We start from the raw sequence: 23,119 nt of genomic DNA on the forward strand, positions 1-23,119 counted from the left end.
GCACGCCTGACGGAGCACCTCGCGCCACGCTCTCGCCGAGTGGCGCCGAACGCCCCGCATTGCCGCCTCGTACGGGGCTTTCGGCGCCACTTGACGCCTCGACACGGTATGAACGAGGCGTGCACGACCCTGCTGCACTCTCGCGACCGTCCTTCACGGTGCGCGCCGCGCGGATCACCGATGCGCTGCCGATGGCGAGGGTGCACGTGGAGTCGTGGCGGGAGACGTACCGCGGCCTCATGACCGACGAGTTACTCGACGACCCGGAGTTCGTCGATCATCGTGAGCGGTTCTGGCGGGGAGCGTTGACTGACGCGCGTTACGCTGCGAACCGCGTGGCCGTCGCGGTGCACGACGATGCGATCGTGGGGATCGCGATGGCGGGACCTTCGACGGAGCCGGACGCCGCGGCGGGGTGGCATCTGCATGTGCTCTACGTGCTCGCATCGCACCATGGAATCGGCGTCGGCGAAGGGCTGCTGGATGCCGTGCTCGATGCGGGTCAGGAATCCTCACTTTGGGTGGCGGATCCGAACCCGCGTGCGCAGGCGTTCTACCGTCGACACGGCTTCGTCGCGGAGGGCGCGAGCAGGGCCGGGTCGGGGGTCCGTGAGATCCGCATGCTCCGCTCGCCGACCTGAGCTCCGGTCTCAGAGCAGGCGCACCGCGATGGTGACCACGACGGCGATGGCGACGCAGCCGAGCTGGGGCATCCGGGCCCACCACGCCACACCGGCTGCGGCGAGTCCGGGCACGACCGTGACGTCCGCGTTCTGCCAACGCTCGCCGAGGAGGTTGACGACCAGGAGCCCGGCCAGCAGCGCCACGGGAAGAGCGTCGATCATCGCCTGCACGCGTGGCGCGAACCGGCGGTCGCCGAGCACTGCGGGACCCACGCCCTTGTAGACGAAGTTGATCAGGGCGAGCGCGACGACCGCCAGCACCATTCCGGTCATCGCTCGGACCCCTTTGCTGTGCGCACCGCGGCCAGCACTGCGGAGAGCGCGCAGAGGAGCAGCGCAACCCCGCTCGGCAGCACGAACGCGGCGACCGCCCCGATCCCGGCCGCCGCGAGCGCGATCGGGACGAACCGGGGCCGAGCACGCAGCGCGTCGAGAAGCAGCACGAGGAAGAACGCCGGGAAGATCACGTCGAGCCCGAAATCGCGCATGAAGGCGGTGGACGGCGCGAACAGCGCGCCGATCGCGGTGCCGAGCGTCCAGGCCGGCCACTGCACGAGCGTCGCGCCGAACATCTTCCGGCGATCGAGGCTCCCGTCGCCGTTCTGCGCCGCCACCCATGAACCGTCGACGACTGCTTGACCCTCGAAGGCTCGACGCACCGGTCCGCCGTGCAGCCACCGGGCGGAGGCCGCCGCCATCGGGATGAACCGCGCATTGATCAGCGCCGCCGCGCCGATCCCGGCGACGAGGCCGCCTCCGCTCGCCGCGGTGACGAGAGCGAACTGCGCCGACCCCGAGAAGGTCACCGCCGACATGACGATGGCCAGCCAGGCGGGCCAGCCGTTCGTCACCGCGAACGCGCCGAAGCTCACCGCCAGCGCGAACGCTCCGATGGCGAGTCCGATGCCGACGCGGAACCCGGCTCGCCACCCGCTCAGCGGGGTGGAGGCGTCCGACGGCATGCCCACCAACCTACGGGCGACCCCCGACGCGCATCGGTGACGTCACCGACCGACCGCCCTACTCGATCCGTCGCCAGCTGCCGAGAGCGCGCCAGGCGCGGGCGTCGAACCTGAAGCAGCTGCCGAGCCCGGGTTGGTCGAGGCTCCGGCTGATCGGCGCCGACGTGAGGCTCGCCAGCAGCAGGGCGCCGACGCCACCGTGCGCGACGAAGGCCACACGGTCGTCGTCGCCGGCTCGCGCGTGAGCGCGCACGGCGCCTTCGATGCGGCGCTGGGCGTCGAGGGCGCGTTCCCACCCCCGCACCGAGAGCTCCGGATGCGCGAAGAAGGCGTCGACGGTCGGCTCGAACTCCTCCGGCGGCAGATACCCGGTCGCGCTCCGGTCCATCTCACCGAGCGCCGGGTCGACGGATGCGGTCAGTCCGAGCGAGTCGGCGAGGATCGCCGCGGTCTCGGTGGCCTTCCGCTCCGCGCTGCTGATGATCGTGTCGACCCGGCCGTGCAGCACCTCCGGCAGATGTCCGGCCCGGGCCCGACCGGCATCCGACAGTCCCCACCGCTCGACCGGGACGGCAGGGTCGATGACGACCTCGGGGTGCGTCACGAAGAAGCAGACCATCCCCTGACGCTAGCGCCGCCTGAAGTACGCACCGCCGTGGTCATTCGGCGCGCGTCGGAGAATTCCAGCGGCGCGAAGGACTCCGACGGCCACAACGGGCGCGCATCGCGGCGCGCCGGCCGACACCTCGGCTCAGAGCCGCCGCACCGCCGTCACGCGGACGACCGCGACACCCTCCTCGTCGCTCGCCGCGAGATCGACCGTCGCGTCGATGCCCCAGTCGTGATCTCCGGCCGGGTCGTCGAGGATCTGCCGCACGGCCCACTCCCCCGGTTTGCGGTCGATGAGCAGCATCGACGCGGATCGCGCCGCCGGACCGGTGCCGAGCGAATCGTGGTCGGCGTAGTACCCGTCGAGCGCCGCGGGCCAGTCGACGTCGGGGTCGAGGGCCGAGAGCTCGTCGTCGCGCTGCAGCGCCGCGAGCTGCACGCGTCGGAACAGCTCGTTGCGCACGAGCACGAGGAACGCCCGCGGGTTCGAGACGACACTCGGCGGCGCGGGCGGCACGACCGGCGCGTCGGGGTCGGCGGCCGGGTTGACGAGCGCCTCCCACTCGTCGACGAGGCTCGAGTCCACCTGCCGCACGAGTTCGCCGAGCCACTCGATGAGGTCGAGCAGTTCTTCGGTGCGCGCCTCATCCGGAACCGTCTGCGACAACGCGCGGTACGCGTCGCCGAGGTAACGCAGCACGAGCCCCTCGCTGCGGCCGAGCTGGTAGGCCGAGACGAACTCGCCGAACGTCATCGCCCGTTCGAACATGTCCCGCACGACCGACTTCGGCTTGAGGGCGAAGTCGCGCACCCACGGCTGGCTCGTGGCGAAGGTCTCGAACGCCTGCTCGAGCAGCTCGGCGAGGGGCCGCGGATGGGTGATGTCCTCGAGCAGCGCCATGCGCTCCTCGTACTCGATGCCCTCGGCCTTCATCGCGGCGACCGCCTCGCCGCGGGCGCGGAACTCCTGCTGCGAGAGCACCGGACGGGGGTCGTCGAGGGTCGCCTCGATGACGCTCACGACGTCGAGCGCGTAGTCCGGCGCGTCGCGGTCGAGCAGTTCGAGGGCGGCGAGCGCGAAGGGCGAGAGCGGCTGGTTGAGGGCGAAGTGCGGCGGCAGGTCGACGGTCAGCCGGATGGACCTGTCGACCACCTCGACCACGCCCGCGGCGACGAGGGTGCGGTAGATGGCGATCGCCCGGCGTGCGAGCGCGTACTTGCGCGGTCGAGGCTCGTGGTTGTCGAACACGAGCGCACGCACGTTGCCGAGCACGTCGCCGCCGCGGGCGATGACGTTGATGAGCATCGCGGCGGTGAGCTGCATGCTGCTCGTGAGCGGCTCCGGTTCCGCCTCCACGAGCTTGCGGAAGCTCGGCTCCCCCCACGAGACGAACCCCTCGGGCGCCTTCTTGCGGATGATCTTGCGCCGCTTCTTCGGGTCGTCGCCGGCCTTCTCGATCGCGCGCGCGTTCTCGACCTCGTGCTCGGGCGCCTGCACCATGACGGTGCCGGCCGTGTCGAACCCGGCGCGCCCGGCCCGCCCCGCGATCTGGTGGAATTCGCGCGCGGTCAGCTGCCGCATCCGCTGCCCGTCGTACTTGGTGAGCGCCGTCAGCAACACCGTGCGGATCGGCACGTTGATGCCGACACCGAGCGTGTCGGTGCCGCAGATCACGCGCAGCAGTCCGCGCTGCGCGAGCTGTTCCACCAGTCGCCGGTACTTCGGCAGCATCCCCGCGTGGTGCACGCCGATGCCCGAACGCACCAGGCGGCTGAGCGACCGGCCGAACCCGGTGGTGAAGCGGAAGCCGCCGATCTGCTCGGCGATCTCGTCGCGTTGCGCGCGCTCGATGATCCGGATGCTCATGAGGGCCTGAGCGCGTTCCATCGCCGCCGCTTGCGAGAAGTGCACGACGTACACCGGCGCCTGCCCTCCGTGCAGCAGCTCCTCGACCGTCTCGTGCACGGGCGTCATCGCGTAGTAGTGGTGCAGCGGCACCGGACGGTCGACGCTCGTCACGCGTGCCGTGGGTCGCCCGGTGCGCCGCGAGAGGTCGTCGGCGATGCCGGTCACGTCGCCCAGAGTCGCCGACATGAGCAGGAACTGCGCGTTCGGCAGCATCAGCAGCGGCACCTGCCACGCCCAGCCGCGGTCGGGGTCGGCGTAGTAGTGGAACTCGTCCATCACGACCTGGTCGACGCCCGCGTCGGGGCCGCGCCGCAGCGCCAGGTTGGCGAGGATCTCGGCGGTGCAGCAGATGATGGGCGCGTCGGCGTTGACGGAGCTGTCGCCGGTGATCATGCCGACGTTCGCCGCCCCGAACACCTCGACGAGGGCGAAGAACTTCTCGCTCACGAGGGCCTTGATCGGCGCGGTGTACCAGGTGCGACCGCCGCGGGCGACGCAACTCGCGTGCGCGGCGACCGCGACGAGCGACTTGCCGCTTCCGGTCGGCGTCGCGAGGATCACGTTCGCGCCGGTCACGAGTTCGACCACCGCTTCGTCCTGCGCCGGGTAGAGGGTCAGTCCGCGACCCTCCGCCCACTCGACGAACGCCGCGTACGCCGCATCCGGGTCGTCGTCGGTCGGCATCGTCTCGAGCAGGCTCACCCCCTGATCCTCGCAGCCGCGGTGACGAGCGTTCGACGGGGCGGGCTCGGGCGCCGCGTCGGCAGCCTCTCCTAGTGTCGTCCCATGGCTGCCGAGGATCCGATCGTGTCGTGGGACGCGGAAGCCGACGCCTTCGATGAGGCCGCGGACCACGGTCTGAGCGACCCGGCCGTGCGGCACGCGTGGCGTCGGCTGCTCCTCGAGCGTCTCCCTGAGCCGCCGGCCACGATCGCCGACCTCGGATGCGGAACGGGCACCCTGTCGGTCCTGCTGGCCGAGGCCGGGTTCCGCGTCGACGGACTGGACTTCTCACCGCGGATGATCGAGTCGGCCCGGCGGAAAGCGGACGGCATCCGCGGCGTCCGCTTCCTCCTGGCCGACGCCTTCGACCCGCCACTCGCGGAGGAGGGCTACGACGTGGTCCTCAGCCGCCACGTGCTGTGGGCGATGCCGGATCCGGCCGTGGCGCTGGACCGATGGCTCCGGCTGCTCACCCCGACCGGCCGCCTGCTGTTGATCGAGGGTCACTGGTCGAACGGGGTGGGTCTGTCCGCCGAACAGACCGTTCGGCTCGTGGAGGACGCGGGCCGATCGGCGTCGCTCACGCGCCTCACCGATCCGGGGTACTGGGGTCGCTCCATCGACGATGACCGCTACCTCGTGGTGAGCCCCGGCGGCTGACGCGACGTCGACATCCCGACGGCGCTCAGTCCGCCGTGCCCGCGCCGCGAGCGCCGGTTGCCGCCGGACCGCTACTCTCGCTCAGGCACTTCACACTCGGGAGAGGACGACCATGGCGCTGCCCTGGAAACTGCACGGCGACGGCAAGGACGTGCGTTCGGATGCGATCGTGCTCCCCGAGGAGCGGCTCAGCTGGGCGCGCACCATCGGGTTCGGCGGTCAGCACGTCGTCGCGATGTTCGGCGCAACCTTCCTCGTGCCGCTCATCACCGGATTCCCGCCCTCGACGACGCTGCTGTTCTCGGGCATCGGCACGCTGCTCTTCCTGATCATCACCGGCAACCGGCTGCCCAGCTACCTCGGCTCGTCGTTCGCGTTCCTCGCCCCGATCGGCGCGGCCACCGCGGCGGACGGCCGCGGGGTCGCGCTCGGCGGAGTCATCATCGTCGGCGCGCTGCTCGCCCTCGTCGGCGTGATCGTGCACCTCACGGGCACGCGCTGGGTCGACGCACTCATGCCGCCCGTCGTGAGCGGCGCGATCGTCGCGCTCATCGGGTTCAATCTCGCGCCGGCTGCGCGCGACAACTTCGCGCAGTCGCCGCTCATCGCCGCGATCACGCTGCTCGCGATCGTGCTCGCGGCGGTCGTGTTCCGCGGCTTCCTCGGCCGGCTCTCGATCGTGCTCGGCGTCGTGGTCGGCTACATCGCCTCGGTGATCGCGGGCGAGGTCGACTTCTCCGCGATCGGCGACGCGCCGTGGGTCGGGCTGCCCGAGTTCACCGGACCCGCTTTCGACGGGCGCTTCCTCGGCACCTACCTGATGTTCCTGCCGGTCGTGCTCGCGCTCGTCGCCGAGAACGTGGGCCACATCAAGGGCGTCGGACAGCTCACCGGGCGCAACCTCGACCCGCTGACCGGGCGTGCGCTCTTCGCCGACGGCCTCGCGACGGTGCTCTCGGGCATCGGCGGCGGATCCCCGACGACGACCTACGGCGAGAACATCGGCGTCATGGCCGCCACCCGCGTCTTCTCGACCGCGGCCTACTGGGTCGCCGGGATCGTCGCGATCCTGCTCGGCCTCTCGCCGAAGATCGGCGCCGTCATCAACACCATCCCCGCCGGAGTGCTCGGCGGCGTGACGACCGCCCTGTACGGGCTCATCGGCATCATCGGTGTGCGCATCTGGGTCGAGAACCGCGTGGACTTCAGCAAGCCGAAGAACCAGCTCACCGCCGGCATCGCGCTCATCATGGGCATCGCCGACTTCACGATCAACGCCGGTGAACTGACCTTCACCGGCATCATCCTCGGCACCGTCGCGGCGATCGTCGTCTACCACCTGATGAACACGATCGCGCGGCTCCGCGGCACCGACCGCGAGCGGCTCAGCTGACCTGCGCGGATCGGTACGCTCGGAGCGTGACGGACACCTCGACCCAGCCCTCCGCGCCGGCCGACAAGGGCTTCGCCGGCCGACTCGACCGCTACTTCCACATCCGCGAGCGCGGATCCACGATCCCGCGCGAGGTGCGGGGCGGACTGGTCACGTTCTTCGCGATGGCGTACATCGTCATCCTCAATCCGCTCATCATCGGCGGCTTCGCACCGGATCAGGCGGCGCTGGATGTGACCGACGGCTACCTGCCGAACGCGCAGGTCGCCGCGGCGACGGGCCTCACCGCCGGCGTCATGACGATCGCGTTCGGAGTCATCGCGCGCCTGCCGTTCGCGCTCGCCGCCGGTCTCGGGATGAACTCGTTCCTCGCGGTCAACGTGGTCGGCGACGTCACCTGGCCCGAGGCGATGGGGCTCGTCGTCATCAACGGCGTGCTCATCGTCATCCTCGCCGCCACCGGCCTGCGCACGATGATCTTCGCCGCGGTTCCCGCCCAGCTGAAGACCGCGATCACCGTCGGCATCGGCCTCTTCATCGCCTTCATCGGGCTCGTCGACTCCGGATTCGTGCGTTCGAGCGGCGCCAACTCCCCGCCCGTGCAGCTGGGTCAGGCCGGGTCGATCGCCACCGTGCCGACCGCGATCTTCGTGCTCGGTCTCGTCGTGATGGGCGTGCTGATGGCGCGCAAGGTGAAGGGCGCGCTGCTCATCGGCATCATCGGCACGACGATCGTCGCCGTGATCGTCGAGGCGATCCTGCGACTCGGGTCGTCCGTCGACAACCCCGGCGGATGGAGCCTCAACGTGCCGGCGCTGCCGTCGGCGTTCCTCGCACTGCCCGACTTCTCGCTCGTCGGCCAGTTCAATCTCGGCGCGTTCGAGCGCATCGGACCGCTCGCGGCGGTCATGTTCGTGTTCACCCTGTTCTTCCTCAACTTCTTCGACGCGATGGGCACCATGACGGGCCTCGCGAAGGGCGCCGACCTGGCGGACCCGAAGGGCGACTTCCCGCGCCTGAAGTCCGCGCTGATCGTCGAAGGTGTCGGCGCGATCGCCGGTGGCGCCACGAGCACCTCATCGAACACGGTCTTCGTCGACTCCGCCGCGGGGATCGGCGAGGGCGCCCGCACCGGTCTCGCGTCGGTCGTGACCGGCGTGCTGTTCCTCGCCGCGATGTTCCTCACCCCGCTGACGCAGGTGGTGCCGCTCGAGGTCGCGGCCGCCGCGCTCGTCGTGGTCGGCACGCTCATGGTCGCTCAGATCCGCGACATCGACTGGAGCGACTTCTCCTCGTCGCTCCCGGTGTTCCTCACGATCATCGTGATGCCGCTCACCTACTCGATCGCGAACGGCATCGGCGTGGGCTTCCTGAGCTGGGTGCTCGTGCGCTCGCTGAGCGGCAAGGCGCGCGAGATCTCGCCGCTGCTGTGGGTCGTCGCCGCCGGGTTCGTGCTCTTCTTCGTGCGCGGGCCCATCGAGCAGCTGCTCGGGGCGTGACCGCCCGTCCGCGGATCGGCCGCGGCCGGCTCAGGCGTCGGTGAGCGCGAGGAGCGCGACGGCGGCTCCGGCGAGCACGAGACCGGCGATCTGCAGGGGACGCAGCCGCTCCTTCAGCACGCCGCGCGCCAGTGCGATGGTCATCGCCGGGTAGAGCGCGACGATCACCGCCGCGATGGTCAGCAGACCGGCTCGGGCGCTGAGCAGGAACAGCAGGTTCGCGAGCGAGTCGAGCACACCCGCCGACACGGCGAGGGCGAGCGACGGCGCCTCGCTCCCCCGCAGCGAGGCGCGACGCATCCCGACCGCGATGAGCACGACCGCGGCGGCCACACCGCGCCCGACGAGCAGGGGCACGAGGCCCGAGTCGTCCGGGGAAGCGTCGAGGAAGACGAGCTGGAGGGCGACGGCGACACCGGCACCCAGTCCGAGCAGCAGCGCGCGGATGCTCGGCCGGTGCTCGGCCGGGCCTCCGGCGACCAGCGGGATCGCGGCGACGGCCACGACGACCCCGAGCACGCCGAGCGGAGAGAGCCGCTCCCCCGACCCGAACGCGATCGCCACCGGGATGACGGCGGACACGACGGCGGTGATCGGTGAGAGCACGCTCATCGGCCCGCGGGCGAGCGCCGCGTAGAGCAGCGCGAAGACGAGCACGGCGGCGATCCCGGATCCGGCGCCCCACAGCACCGCCTCGATCGACCAACGGCCGCCGACGAACGGCGCGACGAGGAGCACCGGCGCGAGGCTCGCCGGCGCGGAGATCGCCACCACCCGCAGCGCCGAGCTCCGCCGAGACGACAGTCCGCCGAAGAAGTCTGCCGCGCCGTAGGCGACGCTGCCCGCGAGGGCGAGCAGGATGGGCAGCATGCGTCAGTCGCGGGCGCGGCGCTGCTCTTTGAGTCGCGCGTTCTCGGCGCGCACCGCGGCCTGGGTCGCGCGCTCGGTCACGAGCCACTCGGGCATCTGCTGGAGCAGTTCGGTGATCTGCTGCGTCGTGAGGGCCTCGTCGATGCCGGCGCGGGCCAGTCCCGACACGGAGACCCCGAGCTTCGCCGCCACGACGGGACGCGGGTGCGGTCCGGTGCGTCGCAGCTCGGCGAGCCACTCCGGCGGTTCCGACTGCAGGCGGTCGAACTCGCTGCGCGAGATGTCGCCCTCGCGGAACTCCTCCGGGGTCGCCGGAAGGTACACCCCGAGCTTCTTCGCCGCCGTGGCCGGTTTCATGAGCTGCTCGTTGCGTGCCATGCCCCCAGGGTATCGGCGGCGCGGCCGCCCACGGGCTGGCTACCCTGGGCGCATGCCGGATCGTCTCGTCGTCGCCTTCGTCCCCGGCGTCTCGCCCTCGAAGTGGGCCCGCGTCTGGAACGACCGGATGCGCGGGGTCACCCTCGAGCTGCGTGCGGTGAGCGAGGCGGAGGCCGTGCAGGCGCTCGAGGACGGGTCGGCGCACATGGCGCTCGTGCGGCTGCCGATCGAGAAGGAGGGGCGGCACGTGATCCCGCTCTGGGACGAGCCACCGGTCGTCGTCGCGTCGCGCGACTCCGCCGTCGCCGCCGTCGACGAGCTGTCACCGGAGGATCTCGCGGGCCTGGGTGAACCCGTGCTCGAGGGCCGCGACGCGGCCGTCATGGAGCTCGTGGCTGCGGGAGTCGGCGTCGCCGTCATGCCGCAGCAGGTCGCGCGGGCGCTGTCGCGCCGCGATGTGCTCGCCCGGCCGCTCATCGGCGGCACGCCGACGCGCATCGGACTCGCGTGGCCCAGCGAGCATCCGTCGCCCCATGCCGACGAGTTCATCGGCATCGTGCGCGGACGCACGGCGAACAGCTCGCGCGGAAGCGATCCGATCCGCCGTCCCCCGGCCGGCGACGGTCCCCGTCGACGCCCGACACGCGGCGGAAGACCCGAGCGACGGTGACCTCCGGGTCGGCGATTGTCGTCGTCCCGCTGCGCCCCCGCGCCTCGAGCACGACTCGAACCGATCGGCCACCGTCGCTCCCTAGCCCCCCGGCTAGTTCACTGATGACGCTACGCGCCGACGCGGGGGCGCGCTGCCCCCAGTCCGGTTGTCGGCGAAAAGGAGGACAAGCGGGGCACGTCACGCGAACGGGGGCGCGCGCACCAGGTGCCTCGGCTTCTATCGTGAGGGGACGGTGAGCCCCGGCCACTGCACCAGGTACCGAGTCAGGGGACACACGACATGATCAACGGCTTCGACTGCTTCGGACCCGGCGTCGAGCCGCTCCAGTTGCGCTTCGTCGACGACGATCGCGAGTGGGTGGCGGAGGTCGGCTTCGTGACCGGTCCGCTCGGCGATGGCGACGTGCACGCGATCGTGCAGTTCCGCGCGACCGACGGACGGGTGCTGCCGAGCTACTACTGCTCGACCCTGCTCGAACGGCCCGCCCGAGCCCGCCGTTCGCTGCGCTCCGCCGACGGTTCCACGGCGATCGGTGCCGAGACCATGCGGGCGGTCGAGGATTGGATGCGCGGCGCCCCGCGCAGCGTCGGCACGGCGACCGATGGCGAGCTGCTCGTCGACGGTCGTCCCGCGGCGTCGCTGCGGGAGGTCGAGCTCGCGCTCGGCACCCCCGACGGGACCTCGCGCGTCGCCTGGGACTCGAACGGACGTCGAACCGGCATCACGGTGCGCTCGAAACGGATCCAGCGCGCGTCGTAGGCTCGCCGCATGACCCCGCTCGCCTCCGCGCTCGAGCGCGGTCCGATCGTGCTCGACGGCGGCCTCGGCACCCTGCTCGAGGCGAACGGCCACGACCTCTAGTCGTCGCTGTGGTCTGCGCGACTGCTCGATGACGACCCCGACGCCATCCTCGACGCTCACCGCAGCTATTTCGCCGCGGGGGCCCGGGTCGGCATCAGCGCGTCGTACCAGGTGAGCTTCGATGCGAGCGGCGACCGGGCGCGGCACCTGCTGCGGCGGAGCGTCGAGCTGTGCGCCGCCGCCCGCGACGAGGCGGTCTCCGCCGACGGTGTGGAGCGCTGGGTGGCCGCCTCGGTGGGACCGTACGGCGCCATGCTCGCCGACGGCTCGGAGTACCGCGGCGACTACGGCGTCGACGTCGGCCACCTGCGCTCGTGGCACGCGCGTCGCCTCGACGTGCTGTGCGAGACGGATGCCGATGTGCTCGCGGTCGAGACCATCCCGAGTCTCGACGAGGTCGGCGCGATCGCTACGGAGCTCATGGGACGCGGCAGGCCGGCCTGGATCTCGGTGACCGCCGCGCGCGGCACGTTGCGGTCGGGCGAGAGCCTCGCCGAGGCCTTCCGGATCGCCGCGGCCGTGCCCGAAGTGGTCGCGGTCGGCGTGAACTGCACCGATCCGGTCGAGGTGGCCGGGGCGATCGGCGCGGCGCGGTCGGTGACCTCGAAACCCGTCGTCGTGTACCCGAACAGCGGCGAGCAGTGGGACGCCGGGGCGCGCACCTGGACCGGCAGGGCCGGCTTCCCGCCCGTGCTCGTCGCGGAATGGATCGCCGCGGGCGCCGCCCTCGTGGGCGGCTGCTGTCGTGTCGGGCCGGCCGAGATCGAGTCGATCGTCGGAGCGTGCGATTAGGCTCGAATCATGGTGTCGGGGATGCGGCGAGCGAGTCTCGAGGTGCTGCGCGCGGAAGCGCGCGACGAGCTCCAGACCGTGATCCTCGAACGCTGCCGCCACGGCGAGGACCCCTGGGAGTTCATGTCGGAGCTGCCCACGATCGACGAGCTCGTCGTCTACATCCTGCGCGCCGACGCGATCACCGCGAACGGCGGCGCGATGCCGAACCCGACGCGCGAGTACCGCGTGCTGCGGCAGATCGCGCTGGATCATCCACCACTGACACGCACGGTCTGGTCGCTCATCGGGCGGCTCGCCGCCTGACGAGCCCGCCGCCGCTCAGTCGAGCGCGGCGCCCGCCTCGCGGAACCGCTTCGCCGCCCGCTTCGCTTCACGCAACGCCGCGCGAGCGGCGTCGTTCTCGCTGTCGGCGAGCGCCCGCAGGTGCCCGGGCGCATCGGACGTGCCGAGCCGCGCGGCGAGCGCCGACGCGTCCCGGTGCTCGCCCAGCGCATCCTGCAGCGCCTCGGCTGCCTCGCCGAGCGCACGGACCTTGCCCCCGAACAGCGGGGCCGCGTCGGAGGTGAGCGCCTCGGCGAGGTAACGGGTTCGACGAGCCGCCTTACGGGCGGCGTGGCGGGACGCGTCGTCGTCGGCCTTCTTCCACCGCTTCTCGGCGCGACGGGCCGCGCGCAACAGCTGTTCACGCACGAGCGGCCGACCGGGCTCGAGGGCGTTCTCGCCGAGCGGCGGGCGCGCGACGAGATCATCGAGCGCGTCGAGGGCGTCGAACCACCGCGGGGAGTCGAGCACCTCGGTCACCGCCTCGTAGGCGGTGCGGTACTCGTCGAGCGCTTCGCCGATGAGCGCCGGCCCGAGTTCGGCGAGCTCGTCGCCGACGGCCTCCGCCTCCGCTCCCAGCAGTGCGGTCAGGCGGGCCCGGCGCACTTCGGCGTCCCGGGCACGGCCGAGGGCTCGGCCGACCTCGCCGAGCGCGTCGCGCACGGGATCGACGGCCGACGCGTCGAGCACTCCCCGGAGGGCGGCGAGCACCGCGCGGACACGCCGGATCGCGGTGCGGAGGGCATGCACCCCGTCCGTCTCGTCGGTGCGGGCGCCCGGGTCCGCCGCGACGAGGGCGTCGAGCTGCGCCGCGATGAGGGCGCGCGCGATCTCGAGGGCGCTCGAGTCCCGCCCCGCCGCCGCGACGGGAGGCAGATCGGTCAGGCTCGATCGACCGAGGGCCCGCGCGAGCTTGGACGCGCTCGAGGCGGGTTCGGCACCGGCGGTCTCGAGTTCGCGCTGCACCGCGTCGAGCAGCGCGGCACGCTTCTTGCCCCCTTCGGGCGCGCCGGAGAGCAGCTCCACCTCCCACTCCCGCCAGATGCGCAGGATGCCCGTGCCGACGTCGGTCGCCGAGACGAGGTCGTCGGCCACCTCGAAGAGCGGTTCGCCGTCGTCGCCGTGCACGCGCGTCACCGTGCGGCTCGTGCTCAACCGGGCCACCTCACGCAGCGGACGACCCCGCAGCACGCCGGCGACGTGCGTCAGCAGTTCGGCGGGGGGCTCGTCCGCGAGCGGAGCGTGCAGTTCGACGCGCCCGAGCCGAGCGGGCAGCTTGATGTGCCAGCCCTCGTCCCCTCCCCCGGCACGGCGTCGCAGCGTGATCAGTCGGCGGGCGAGATCCCGACGTTCCGTGTCGAAGTAGACCGCCCGCAGGATGACGGTCTCCTCCGGATGCACCTCGCCGAACCGGGCCAGGGGCGGAACCGCGATGCGGTCATCCACGTCGTACTTGCGTTCCGATTCGAGCGAGCGGGAGACGGCCATGGAACCTGTCTACCGCGTCGTGGTGCGTGCCGGCTGGGCAGAATGTACTCATGACGCGAACCGCGCTGGCCATCCTCTCCCGTCCCTCCCTCGACGCCCCGGCGCACGACGGCGCGATCGAGCCCTTCGCGCTCGTCGACCCGACGAGCCCGCAGCTCAGCGCCCTCGACCTCGCCGCCACGCGCGGCGACGGCGTCTTCGAGACCATCAGCGTCGGCGACGGCCGCCCGCAGGCGCTCGAGCCGCACCTGCGTCGCTTCGCGCGCTCGGCCGCCACACTCGACCTGCCCGCCCCCGACGTCGACGCCTGGCGTGAGGCGATCCTGTCGGTCGTGGCGACACTCGATCCGGCTCCGGAGGCGGCGATCAAGACGGTGCTGAGCCGCGGCGTCGAGGGCGATGGGCGGCCCACCGGGTGGGTGTACGGCTGGATCGTCGGCGACCACTCCCGCGTGCGCACCGAGGGGGTGCGGGTCGTCGTGCTCGACCGCGGCTACCGGCACGATGTCGAGCGCACCTCCCCGTGGCTGCTCGCGGGAGCGAAGACGCTCTCCTACGCGGTCAACCGGGCCGTGCTGCGCGAGGCGGCCCGGCGCGGCGCCGACGATGTGATCTTCGTCTCGAGCGACGGCTACGTGCTCGAAGGGCCGACCTCGACGGTGGTCTATCGGCGCGGTGGCGCGCTGTTCACCCCCGGCACGGGCCTCGGCATCCTCGAGGGCACGACCCAGGGGTCGCTCTTCACCTTCGCCGAGGAGCGCGGGATGTCGACCGGGTACGAATTGCTCACCCCCGCCGAACTCGCGGAGGCCGACGACATCTGGCTCGTCTCGAGCGTGCGGCACGCGGCACCGGTGCGCGAGTACGAGGGTCGACCGATGCGCGTGGACGCGGAGTTCACGGCGGCGATGAACGACTACTTGCGCACGCGAGTCGACTGATCCCGCACCGGCGCGCTCAGCACGCTCTCAGGCTCGCACCTCTTCTCCAGCACGCGCCGCTACCGTTCCCGCATGAATGCGACGACGGAGTGCCTCACCGACTGGTTCCGGCGGCAGCGCTGGTACGGCGGGAAGGGCAGGCTCCCTCAGTTGCGCAGCATCGGCTCGTGGGAGCTCCCGAGCGACGAGCCGGGCGTGCGCATCCGCACCCTCCTCGTGATGGACGACGGGGGCGCGACACCCACGCTCTACCAGGTGCCGGTGACCGAGCGCCCGACCATCCCGAAGGGATGGGGACACCACCTCATCGGTCGCGTCGGTGACGACGCGTACCTGTTCGACGGCCCGCACGATCCCGCGTACGCGCGGGCTCTGCTGCGCCTGCTCACCGGCGGCGCGTCGATCGGGGAGGACCGCGCGTCGGCGCGCGGGCACCTCACCGACGCCTCCCTCCTGGCCGACGCCCCGCACATCGAGTCGAAGGTGCTCAGCGGGGAGCAGTCGAACACGTCGATCGTGATCGACGTCAACGACGGCACGGTGTCGCGCCCGATCATCTGCAAGGTCTTCCGCGCCCTGCACCACGGGGAGAATCCCGACGTCGTGTTGCAGACCGCCCTCTCGGCGGCGGGCTCACCGCACGTGCCCGCCTGCATCGGATCGGTGACCGGCGAGTGGGACGACGAGGGCCGCCCCGGCGGGCGTGCTCTCGGACATCTCGCGTTCGCGCAGGAGTTCCTTCCGGGCGTCGAGGACGCGTGGAAGGTCGCGTTGCGCGCCGCCCAGGACGGCGTCGACTTCGCCGCCCGGGCGGAGGCGCTCGGCCAGGCCACCGCGAACGTCCACCGCACCCTCGCCGAGGTGATGGCGACGCGCGAGCCGAGCCTCGGCGACACCGTCGCCGCCGTGAGCACGTGGCATCAGCGTCTCGCGATCGCGATCCACGAGGTTCCGCAGATCGCCGAGCACCGCGCCGCGATCGAGGCCGTGTACGACACCGCCCAGCAGTCCCCGTGGCCGCGCCTGCAGCGCATCCACGGCGACTACCACCTCGGGCAGGTGCTCGCCGTGCCGGGTCGCGGATGGGTGCTGCTCGACTTCGAGGGCGAACCGCTGCGTCCGATGCACGAGCGGGATCAGCTCGACTCGCCGTTGCGCGACGTCGCCGGCATGCTGCGCTCGTTCGACTACGTCGCCGGATCCACGGCACTCACCCGTCCCGGCACCTCGGCGGCGGGCTGGGCGTCCGACGCGCGCCGGGCGTTCCTCGACGGCTACATCGCCGCCTCCGGCCACGACCTGCGGGCGCACCGGGCGCTGCTCGATGCGTTCGAGATCGACAAGGCCGTCTACGAAGCGGTCTACGAAGCGCGCAACCGCCCGGATTGGCTGCCCATCCCCCTCGCGGCGGTCGCACGACTGGCCTCGCGCGGCATGGCCGACACGTCGGCGTGAGCGCGCTCAGGCGTTCTTGAGCGGGTCGTTGCCCCAGTTCATGAGCGAGTAGCGCCAGCGGGAGTGCTCGACGTCGTCGGCCGGCCCCTGCGCCCGGTGACGGTGCACGTACCCGACGACCTTGCGCATCCATTCGACGTCGTCGGCATCGAGGTCGGATTTCTTCTTGCCGAGGATCTCGACGATGCGTCGGCCGGACTTGTGTCCCGTCGACTCGCCGCCGTCGCTCTTGTCGCCGACGGAGCGGGACTCCTCCGTCTCGAGCCACTCCTCGAGCTCGTGAGCCGTCATGTTGACGGCCTCGTTCCAGTCGGTCCACACGTCGTCGAGGCCGTCCACGTTCGCAGTCATGCAGCCATGCTCGCCCCGGGAGCGGTCGCCCGCCATACGTCGAGGTGAGTCCCACGGAACGCGCAGCCAGCGATGGCAGAGTGACCATGCCCGACCGATCCGACTACCCCGACTCTCATCACATGGAACCCACACGAGTACTGCTCGGCTACGCGCCGCTCGCGGTCGGTGCGATCCTCCCTGTGCTCGTCATCTGGGACTCCAGCATCCGTCGTCGCTCGCACCCCGGTTGGCCGGCCGTCCTGCAGGGCGTGCTCGGGGTCGGCATGCTCGTCTGCGCCGCCGCGGCGGTGATCGTGTCGGTGTCGCTGCTCGCGAGCTACTCGGTGCACGACACCCGAGCGCACGACCAGGTGATGTTCGCCCTCATCGTCGGCGAGGTCGTGCTCGGTGTCTTCTGCGCCATGACGCTCGTCGCCGGGCTGGCGTGGCCTGCGCAGCCGGTTCCGCGGCGCGGTTTCACGATCCTCGTGCTGCTCGCCGACGTACTCATCGTGAGCGCGGGCACCTGGTACGCCACCTCGATGCTGCCGGATGCGGCAGCCATGATGATCCGGCAGTTCTGAGCGCTCCCGCCTCGAGCGGCCTGTGGACACTTTTTGGCGAACGCTTACCCGCGCCGTAGTCTGTCGATCGACCCCCGTAAGGGGCACGGAGTCAACGACGATGAAGTGGTGGGGCGATGAAGTCGATTTCGAGACGGCAATTGCTGAGTCTGGGCGTGGGGGCGTCCGCGGCGGCGGTGCTCGCCGGGTGCTCGACTCCCGGCAGCAGGCTCGTGAACGCGGAACCGGCCATCGCGCCGGCGGCCGCGGGTGAGAAGGTCCGGCTCACCTACTGGGCGTGGCTGAAAGACCTGCAGAAGGTCTGCGACATCTGGAACGCCAAGAATCCGGATGTGCAGGTCGACGCCATCTGGATCCAGGGCGGCAACGCGGGCGGCTACCAGAAGATGTACGCCGCCCTCGCCGCGGGCGGTGGCCCCGACATCGGGCAGGTCGAGATGCGGCAGATCCCCGAGTTCCTGCTCGCCAACGGTCTCGTCGATCTCGGCCGGTACGGAGCCGAGGAGTACGCGGACCGCTACGACGAGGGCATCTGGAGTCAGGTCAAGTTCGGCGAGGGCATCTACGGCATTCCGCAGGACAGCGGCCCGATGGCGTTCTACTACCAGCCGGAACTGCTGGATGCGGTCGGTGCCGCGCCACCGGCGACGTGGGACGAGTGGCTCGAGGTCGCGGCCGCCATCCGCGAGACCGGACCGGGGAACTACCTCGAGTGCTTCCCCGTCTCCGACGCTTCGCCGTTCACGGCGTACGCGACCCAGGCGGGCGCGCGATGGTTCGAGATCGACGGCGACGAGTGGATCGTCAACATGACCGACGACGCGAGCATCGCGACGGCGGAGTTCTTCGACCGCGCGATCGACGAGGACCTCGTCGAGACGGGGTTCGGCGCCTACAGCCCCGGCTGGTTCGCCGCCGCGGGCGACGGTCGCATCGCCGCCGTCACCGGAGCCTCGTGGGCAGACGCGCTCATCCAGGGCGTCAGCGGCGGTGAGGGCAGGTGGCGCGTCGCGCCGATGCAGACGTGGCCCTCGGGCGGCTACGGGTCGACGTACCTGGGCGGGTCGACGGCCGCGGTGCTCGCCAACTCGCGGCATCCGAAAGAGGCCATGGACTTCTGCGTGTGGATGACCACCGACCCCGAGGGCATCGACGCGATGATCAAGTACTGCGGCATCGGCTGGTCGCCCGCCTCCGACTACATCGGCGAGGCGCGACAGCAGCCGAGCGAGTGGTTCAGCGGCCAGAACTACAACGAGGAGGTCTTCGTGCCGGCCGCGAAGGAGCAGAACCTCGACTGGACGTGGTCACCACTCACCCAGTACGCGCTCAACACGCTGCAGGACAACTTCCGTCGCAAGCTCACCGGCGGTCTCACCCTCGTCGACGCGCTCGAGCGCACGCAGTCCGCCGTGGTCGACGCCTTCCGCAACAAGGGACTCACCGTGAGGAGCGCCGCATGACCGTCGCACCGACTCCGGTCGCTCGCACCGGACAGCGCCCCACTGCCGCGGACTCCTCCTCCCCCGCCCGGCCGCGCACCATGCGGCGGGCGCAGAACCGGGCGCCGTGGATCCTCCTCGCCCCGTTCCTGCTGCTCTTCGTGCTCACCTTCCTGCTGCCGATCCTCGTCGCCATCGGCCAGAGCTTCACCGCGATCGACCGGGAGGGTCTGTTCGGCGAGGAGGGCGTCACGAGCCGGTTCGCCGGATTCGACAACTACGCCCTCGCGCTCGCCAACGACGGCTTCGTCGCCTCGATCGGGCGGATGCTGTTGTTCGGCATCGTGCAGGTGCCCGTGATGATCGTGCTGTGCACGGTGCTCGCACTGCTGCTCGAGTCGGCGAGCGCCAAGTGGCCGCAGTTCTTCCGCGCCGCGTACTTCATGCCGTACGGCGTGCCTGGGGTGATCGCGACGATCCTCTGGTCGTTCCTCTACGTGCCCGGGCTGAGCCCGTTCATCGACGTCGCCGGCGCGCTCGGGATCCGACTCGACTTCCTCGGTCCCGACACGGTGCTGTGGTCGATCGCGAACATCGTGACCTGGACGTACACCGGCTACAACATGCTCATCGTGGTGGCGCAGCTGAAGTCCATCCCCCGGGAGGTGTACGAGGCCGCCCGCGTCGACGGCGCCAACGCCTGGCGACTGGCGTGGACGGTGCAGCTGCCGCTCATCCGCCCGGCGCTCGTGCTGACGACCGTGTTCTCGATCATCGGCACCCTGCAGTTGTTCGTCGAACCGCAACTGCTGCAGAACGTCGCGCCGGCGATCGACTCGGAGTACACCCCCAACCTCAGCGCGTACACGAACGCGTTCGCGTTCAACGACTACGGCGTCGCCTCGGCGCAAGCGGTGCTGATCGCCCTCGCGGCGTTCGTGCTCTCGTACGTGTTCCTGGCCCTCAGCAACCGGAAGGCGAAGCGATGACCGACGCACTCACCCGCCCCGTGACCGCCGAGGCGGCGCGGCCCCGCTCGGCCCGTGAGGCGGCACGCCCGGCTCGCAGCCATCTCGCCGCGAGCCGCCGCTCGACGATCATCGTCACGGCCGTGCTCGTGGTCGTCGCCCTGTACTTCCTCGTGCCGGTGTACTGGGTCGTCGTCGCGGCGACGAAGACCACCGAGGACCTCTTCGCGACGAGCGGATTCTGGTTCGGGTCGACCTTCAACCTGTTCGAGAACCTGCGGCTCGTCTTCACCTACGACGACGGCGCCTTCGTGCGCTGGTTCCTCAACAGCCTGCTGTATTCGGGGATCGGCGGGGTGCTCGCGACCTACTTCGCGGCCGCCGGCGGGTACGCGCTCGCGAAGTACGACTTCCGCGGCCGCGAGCTGGTGTTCGGGTTCGTGCTCGGCGGGGTGCTCGTGCCGGCGACGGCGACGGCCCTTCCGCTGTTCCTGCTGTTCAGCCAGATGGGACTCACGAACACCTACTGGAGCGTGCTCATCCCCTCGCTCGTGTCGCCGTTCGGGTTGTTCCTGTGCCGCATCTACGCGCAGGCGTCGATCGACTCGTCGATGCTCGAATCCGGGCGCATCGACGGTGCGAGCGAGCTGCGGATCTTCCACTCGATCGCCCTGCGCACGATGATGCCCGCGCTCGTGACGGTGTTCCTGTTCCAGCTCGTGGGCATCTGGAACAACTACTTCCTGCCGCTCGTGATGCTCGCCGACGATCAGCTCTATCCGATCACCCTGGGCATCAACAACTGGCGGGCCCAGGTCGACCGGTTGCCGGAGTTCTACCAGCTCACCACGGGAGGGGTGCTCGTCTCGATCATCCCGCTCGCGATCGCGATGATCGTGCTGCAGCGGTTCTGGCGCGGTGGTCTCACCGACGGGGCGGTCAAGGGCTGAACCGGCGACCGAGTCCTCCCGTGCGCTGAGCAGTTGCGGAGCGAGCGCTGGGCAGGGTCTGCACGAACGCCGATCCCCCTCGACCTCGCCGCGCGACCCGCGTAGACCGGGAGGATGCGAGCACTCACATGGCAGGGTAAACGGTCCGTCAGCGTCGAAGAGGTGCCCGACCCGCGCATCGAGTTCCCGACGGATGCGATCGTGCGCATCACGTCGACCGCGATCTGCGGATCGGATCTGCACCTCTACGAGTTGTTCGGCCCGTTCATCGACAAGGGCGACGTGCTCGGTCACGAACCGATGGGCGTCGTGGTCGAGGTGGGATCGGCGATCACCGGGCTGAAGGTGGGCGACCGCGTCGTCGTGCCCTTCAACATCGCGTGCGGCGAGTGCTTCATGTGCCGGCACGGGCTGCAGTCGCAGTGCGAGACGACGCAGGTGCGTGAGCACGGGAACGGTGCCGCGCTCTTCGGCTACACGAAGCTCTACGGACAGGTCCCCGGCGGTCAGGCCGAACTCCTCCGCGTGCCCCTCGCCGACTACAACACGGTCAAGGTCGGCACCGGACTGCCGGATGACCGCTATCTCTTCTTGAGCGACATCCTCCCGACCGCGTGGCAGGGCGTGAAGTACGCCGACGTGCGCCCCGGCGGGTCCCTCGTCGTGATGGGACTCGGACCGGTCGGGCAGTTCGCGAGCCGAGTCGGCCGCCACCTCGGATACGAGGTGCTCGCGGTCGACCCGGTGCCCGAGCGCCGGGCGATGGCGGAGCGGCACGGCATCGAGACGTACGACCTCACCGACGACATCGTCGATCGGCTGCGCGACCGGACCGACGGGCGCGGCGCCGACGGGGTCGTCGACGCGGTCGGCATGGAGGCGCACGGCAACACCGGCATCGCCCTCGCGCAGCAGGCGGTCGGTCTGCTGCCCGACGCGATCGCGCAGAAGGCGATGGACAAGATGGGCCTCGACCGGCTCGCGGCCGTGTACGCGTCGATCGACGTGGTGCGCCGCGGGGGCGTGGTCTCCCTGAGCGGCGTCTACGCCGGCGAAGCCGACGTGCTGCCGATGAAGACGATGTTCGACAAGCAGATCGGTCTGAAGATGGGCCAGTGCAACGTGAAGCGCTGGATCGACGACCTGCTCCCGCTCGTCGAGGATCCCGCCGATCCGCTCGGGGTCGAGGACCTCACGACCCACCGTGTGCCGCTCGACCGCGCGCCCGAGCTGTACGAGACGTTCCAGAAGAAGAGCGACGGCTGCATCAAGGTGGTGCTCGAGCCGTGACCATCCCCCGCATCCCCGGCGATCAGTCGATCGCGTTCCTCACCGAGGGTTACCGTTTCGCGTCGCGGCGGTTCGACCAGGTCGAGGGCGACGCGTTCGCCACCCGCCTCATGGGCCGACCGGTGTCGTTCCTGCGGGGACCGGACGCCGCGCGGTTCTTCTACGAGGGCGGACGGTTCACGCGCGATCGCGCGCTCCCCCGCTCCGTGCTGCACACCCTGCAGGACGAGGGCAGCGTGCAGACCCTCGTCGGTCATGCGCACGGTCATCGCAAGGCGATGTTCCTCGACCTGATGACCGAGGCGGGCGTCCGGCGACTGCGTGACGCCTTCGCCGAGGAGTGGTTGCGCTGCGTCGACGGGTGGGCGACGCGCGACCGCGTCGTGCTGCAACGCGAGCTCCCGCTGCCGCTCACCCGCGCCGCGTGTCGCTGGGTCGGTGTGCCGACCGGCGACGACGGTGCGCGGGCGCACGAGTTCGCCGAGATGGTCGCGCGCGCCGGCACCTTCGGACCGGCGAACTGGTACGCCCGTGCGCTCCGGCGTCGCACCGAGCGGTGGGCGCAGCAGCTCATCCGCGACGTGCGTGAGGGCATCCTGCCGGTCGACGACGACACTCCGGCGGCCGCGATCGCCCGCCACCGCGACGAGCGCGGCGAAGAGCTGCCCGTCGAGGTGGCGGCGGTCGAACTGCTCAACGTACTGCGACCCACCGTGGCCGTCGGCCGGTACCTCGTGTTCGTGGCGTGGGCGCTTCATCGTCATCCCAACTGGCGCATCCGGTTCGCCGCCGGCGACGACGCGTTCGTCTACCCCTTCGCGCAGGAGGTGCGGCGGTTCTTCCCCTTCTTCCCCGTCGTCGGCGGACGCGCGGCGCGCGCGTCCGAGTTCGCGGGCCACTCCTTCGAGGCCGGCGACTGGGTCATGCTCGACCTGTTCGGCACGGACCGGCATCCCGGCGTCTGGCCGGACGCCGACCGGTTCCGCCCCGAGCGCTTCCACCACGGGGCCCCGGGTCTCAACGAGCTCGTCCCGCAGGGCGGCGGCCACCCGCACGACGGTCATCGGTGCCCGGGCGAGGACCCGACGATCGAGCTCATCGCCGAGTTCGCGCGTCTGCTCACCCGCGAGACGGAGTACGAGGTGCCCGAGCAGGACCTGCGCATCAGCCTGCGCCGCATGCCCGCGCAGCCGCAGAGCGGGATGGTGCTCACGCACGTGCGGCGCAAGGACGCGTCCGCGGTGCGCGGCACCGCGCCGGTCGGCCCGCACACGACCTGACCGTCGCGTGCCCGCGGGCCATAGGGTGGGATCGAACCCAGCACCCGTCCGG

The 23,119-nt window shown here is 71.0% G+C and carries 24 protein-coding genes; 16 read left to right on the plus strand and 8 right to left on the minus strand.

Annotation, left to right across the window (positions count from 1 at the left end; all coding sequences use genetic code 11):
- The first annotated feature begins 119 nt into the window (after positions 1 to 119).
- Positions 120 to 641, plus strand: a complete 522-nt coding sequence (locus CLV46_RS10875; RefSeq protein ID WP_245866745.1) for a GNAT family N-acetyltransferase — start codon at positions 120 to 122, stop codon at positions 639 to 641.
- A gap of 9 nt (positions 642 to 650) precedes the next feature.
- Here the strand turns inward: CLV46_RS10875 and CLV46_RS10880 are convergent, their stop codons facing one another.
- The 4 genes from CLV46_RS10880 to CLV46_RS10895 all read right to left on the minus strand — a co-directional run bounded on the left by CLV46_RS10880 (position 651) and on the right by CLV46_RS10895 (position 4,847).
- Positions 651 to 956, minus strand: coding sequence for an AzlD domain-containing protein (locus CLV46_RS10880; RefSeq protein WP_100364787.1), 306 nt, complete (start codon positions 954 to 956; stop codon positions 651 to 653).
- Positions 953 to 1,645 (minus strand): AzlC family ABC transporter permease, encoded by a 693-nt coding sequence (locus CLV46_RS10885; RefSeq protein WP_100366020.1) that lies wholly within the window; start codon positions 1,643 to 1,645, stop codon positions 953 to 955. Before CLV46_RS10885 ends, CLV46_RS10880 begins: the two co-directional genes overlap by 4 nt.
- 58 nt (positions 1,646 to 1,703) lie before the next feature.
- Entirely contained in the window at positions 1,704 to 2,264 is a 561-nt protein-coding gene (locus CLV46_RS10890; protein ID WP_100364788.1) for a histidine phosphatase family protein, read from the minus strand.
- A 132-nt stretch (positions 2,265 to 2,396) separates the two neighbouring features.
- Positions 2,397 to 4,847: a DEAD/DEAH box helicase gene (locus CLV46_RS10895; RefSeq protein WP_100366021.1), complete on the minus strand. Its 2,451-nt coding sequence runs from the start codon at positions 4,845 to 4,847 to the stop codon at positions 2,397 to 2,399.
- A gap of 102 nt (positions 4,848 to 4,949) precedes the next feature.
- Between CLV46_RS10895 and CLV46_RS10900 the strand changes: the two genes are divergently transcribed.
- From CLV46_RS10900 to CLV46_RS10910, 3 genes are all read left to right on the plus strand, one after another.
- Positions 4,950 to 5,546 carry a class I SAM-dependent methyltransferase gene (locus CLV46_RS10900; protein WP_100364789.1) on the plus strand — a complete coding sequence of 199 codons (597 nt, stop codon included), beginning with the start codon at positions 4,950 to 4,952 and terminating at the stop codon, positions 5,544 to 5,546.
- A 112-nt stretch (positions 5,547 to 5,658) separates the two neighbouring features.
- Complete coding sequence (locus tag CLV46_RS10905) at positions 5,659 to 6,939, plus strand: uracil-xanthine permease family protein (RefSeq protein ID WP_100364790.1); 1,281 nt, start codon at positions 5,659 to 5,661, stop codon at positions 6,937 to 6,939.
- 26 nt (positions 6,940 to 6,965) lie between these two features.
- On the plus strand, positions 6,966 to 8,438 hold the full coding sequence (locus CLV46_RS10910) for an NCS2 family permease (protein ID WP_100364791.1): 1,473 nt from the start codon (positions 6,966 to 6,968) through the stop codon (positions 8,436 to 8,438).
- 30 nt (positions 8,439 to 8,468) lie between these two features.
- Here the strand turns inward: CLV46_RS10910 and CLV46_RS10915 are convergent, their stop codons facing one another.
- Positions 8,469 to 9,308 (minus strand): EamA family transporter, encoded by an 840-nt coding sequence (locus tag CLV46_RS10915; protein ID WP_100364792.1) that lies wholly within the window; start codon positions 9,306 to 9,308, stop codon positions 8,469 to 8,471.
- 3 nt (positions 9,309 to 9,311) lie between these two features.
- Positions 9,312 to 9,686, minus strand: a complete 375-nt coding sequence (locus CLV46_RS10920; RefSeq protein ID WP_100364793.1) for a DUF5997 family protein — start codon at positions 9,684 to 9,686, stop codon at positions 9,312 to 9,314.
- Between the two features lie 52 nt (positions 9,687 to 9,738).
- On the opposite strand from CLV46_RS10920, the gene CLV46_RS10925 reads away from it, so the two are divergent.
- From CLV46_RS10925 to CLV46_RS10940, 4 genes are all read left to right on the plus strand, one after another.
- Positions 9,739 to 10,356: a LysR family transcriptional regulator substrate-binding protein gene (locus CLV46_RS10925; RefSeq protein WP_157802302.1), complete on the plus strand. Its 618-nt coding sequence runs from the start codon at positions 9,739 to 9,741 to the stop codon at positions 10,354 to 10,356.
- A 282-nt stretch (positions 10,357 to 10,638) separates the two neighbouring features.
- A complete protein-coding gene (locus CLV46_RS10930; protein WP_100364795.1) occupies positions 10,639 to 11,118 on the plus strand; it encodes a hypothetical protein in 480 nt (159 codons plus the stop codon).
- Between the two features lie 108 nt (positions 11,119 to 11,226).
- Positions 11,227 to 12,012 (plus strand): homocysteine S-methyltransferase, encoded by a 786-nt coding sequence (mmuM, locus tag CLV46_RS10935; protein ID WP_281253589.1) that lies wholly within the window; start codon positions 11,227 to 11,229, stop codon positions 12,010 to 12,012.
- Between the two features lie 9 nt (positions 12,013 to 12,021).
- Positions 12,022 to 12,318 carry a tryptophan synthase subunit alpha gene (locus CLV46_RS10940; protein ID WP_100364796.1) on the plus strand — a complete coding sequence of 99 codons (297 nt, stop codon included), beginning with the start codon at positions 12,022 to 12,024 and terminating at the stop codon, positions 12,316 to 12,318.
- Between the two features lie 15 nt (positions 12,319 to 12,333).
- Here CLV46_RS10940 and CLV46_RS10945 read toward each other — a convergent pair whose 3' ends face one another.
- Complete coding sequence (locus tag CLV46_RS10945; protein ID WP_100364797.1) at positions 12,334 to 13,824, minus strand: CYTH and CHAD domain-containing protein; 1,491 nt, start codon at positions 13,822 to 13,824, stop codon at positions 12,334 to 12,336.
- Positions 13,825 to 13,874: 50 nt separating this feature from the next.
- Here CLV46_RS10945 and CLV46_RS10950 point away from each other — a divergent pair, with 50 nt between their 5' ends.
- Complete coding sequence (locus CLV46_RS10950; protein WP_100364798.1) at positions 13,875 to 14,765, plus strand: aminodeoxychorismate lyase; 891 nt, start codon at positions 13,875 to 13,877, stop codon at positions 14,763 to 14,765.
- Positions 14,766 to 14,837: 72 nt separating this feature from the next.
- The gene (locus CLV46_RS10955) at positions 14,838 to 16,220 is read left to right on the plus strand and encodes a maltokinase N-terminal cap-like domain-containing protein (RefSeq protein WP_100364799.1); all 1,383 of its coding nucleotides are present in this window, start codon (positions 14,838 to 14,840) and stop codon (positions 16,218 to 16,220) included.
- A gap of 6 nt (positions 16,221 to 16,226) precedes the next feature.
- Here CLV46_RS10955 and CLV46_RS10960 read toward each other — a convergent pair whose 3' ends face one another.
- Positions 16,227 to 16,571, minus strand: a complete 345-nt coding sequence (locus CLV46_RS10960) for a DUF3140 domain-containing protein (RefSeq protein WP_100364800.1) — start codon at positions 16,569 to 16,571, stop codon at positions 16,227 to 16,229.
- A 122-nt stretch (positions 16,572 to 16,693) separates the two neighbouring features.
- On the opposite strand from CLV46_RS10960, the gene CLV46_RS10965 reads away from it, so the two are divergent.
- The 6 genes from CLV46_RS10965 to CLV46_RS10990 all read left to right on the plus strand — a co-directional run bounded on the left by CLV46_RS10965 (position 16,694) and on the right by CLV46_RS10990 (position 23,067).
- On the plus strand, positions 16,694 to 17,137 hold the full coding sequence (locus CLV46_RS10965) for a hypothetical protein (RefSeq protein WP_100364801.1): 444 nt from the start codon (positions 16,694 to 16,696) through the stop codon (positions 17,135 to 17,137).
- A gap of 116 nt (positions 17,138 to 17,253) precedes the next feature.
- Positions 17,254 to 18,600 (plus strand): ABC transporter substrate-binding protein, encoded by a 1,347-nt coding sequence (locus CLV46_RS10970; protein ID WP_100364802.1) that lies wholly within the window; start codon positions 17,254 to 17,256, stop codon positions 18,598 to 18,600.
- Positions 18,601 to 18,680: 80 nt separating this feature from the next.
- Positions 18,681 to 19,568 carry a carbohydrate ABC transporter permease gene (locus CLV46_RS10975; protein ID WP_245867063.1) on the plus strand — a complete coding sequence of 296 codons (888 nt, stop codon included), beginning with the start codon at positions 18,681 to 18,683 and terminating at the stop codon, positions 19,566 to 19,568.
- Positions 19,565 to 20,497: a carbohydrate ABC transporter permease gene (locus CLV46_RS10980; protein ID WP_100364804.1), complete on the plus strand. Its 933-nt coding sequence runs from the start codon at positions 19,565 to 19,567 to the stop codon at positions 20,495 to 20,497. The genes CLV46_RS10975 and CLV46_RS10980 overlap by 4 nt, the downstream gene beginning before the upstream one ends.
- A 114-nt stretch (positions 20,498 to 20,611) precedes the next feature.
- Positions 20,612 to 21,787 (plus strand): alcohol dehydrogenase catalytic domain-containing protein, encoded by a 1,176-nt coding sequence (locus CLV46_RS10985; protein ID WP_100364805.1) that lies wholly within the window; start codon positions 20,612 to 20,614, stop codon positions 21,785 to 21,787.
- Entirely contained in the window at positions 21,784 to 23,067 is a 1,284-nt protein-coding gene (locus CLV46_RS10990; RefSeq protein ID WP_245866748.1) for a cytochrome P450, read from the plus strand. The genes CLV46_RS10985 and CLV46_RS10990 overlap by 4 nt, the downstream gene beginning before the upstream one ends.
- Positions 23,068 to 23,119 lie beyond the last annotated feature (52 nt).

The organism is Diaminobutyricimonas aerilata (genome assembly GCF_002797715.1).
Classification (GTDB): Bacteria; Actinomycetota; Actinomycetes; order Actinomycetales; family Microbacteriaceae; genus Diaminobutyricimonas; species Diaminobutyricimonas aerilata.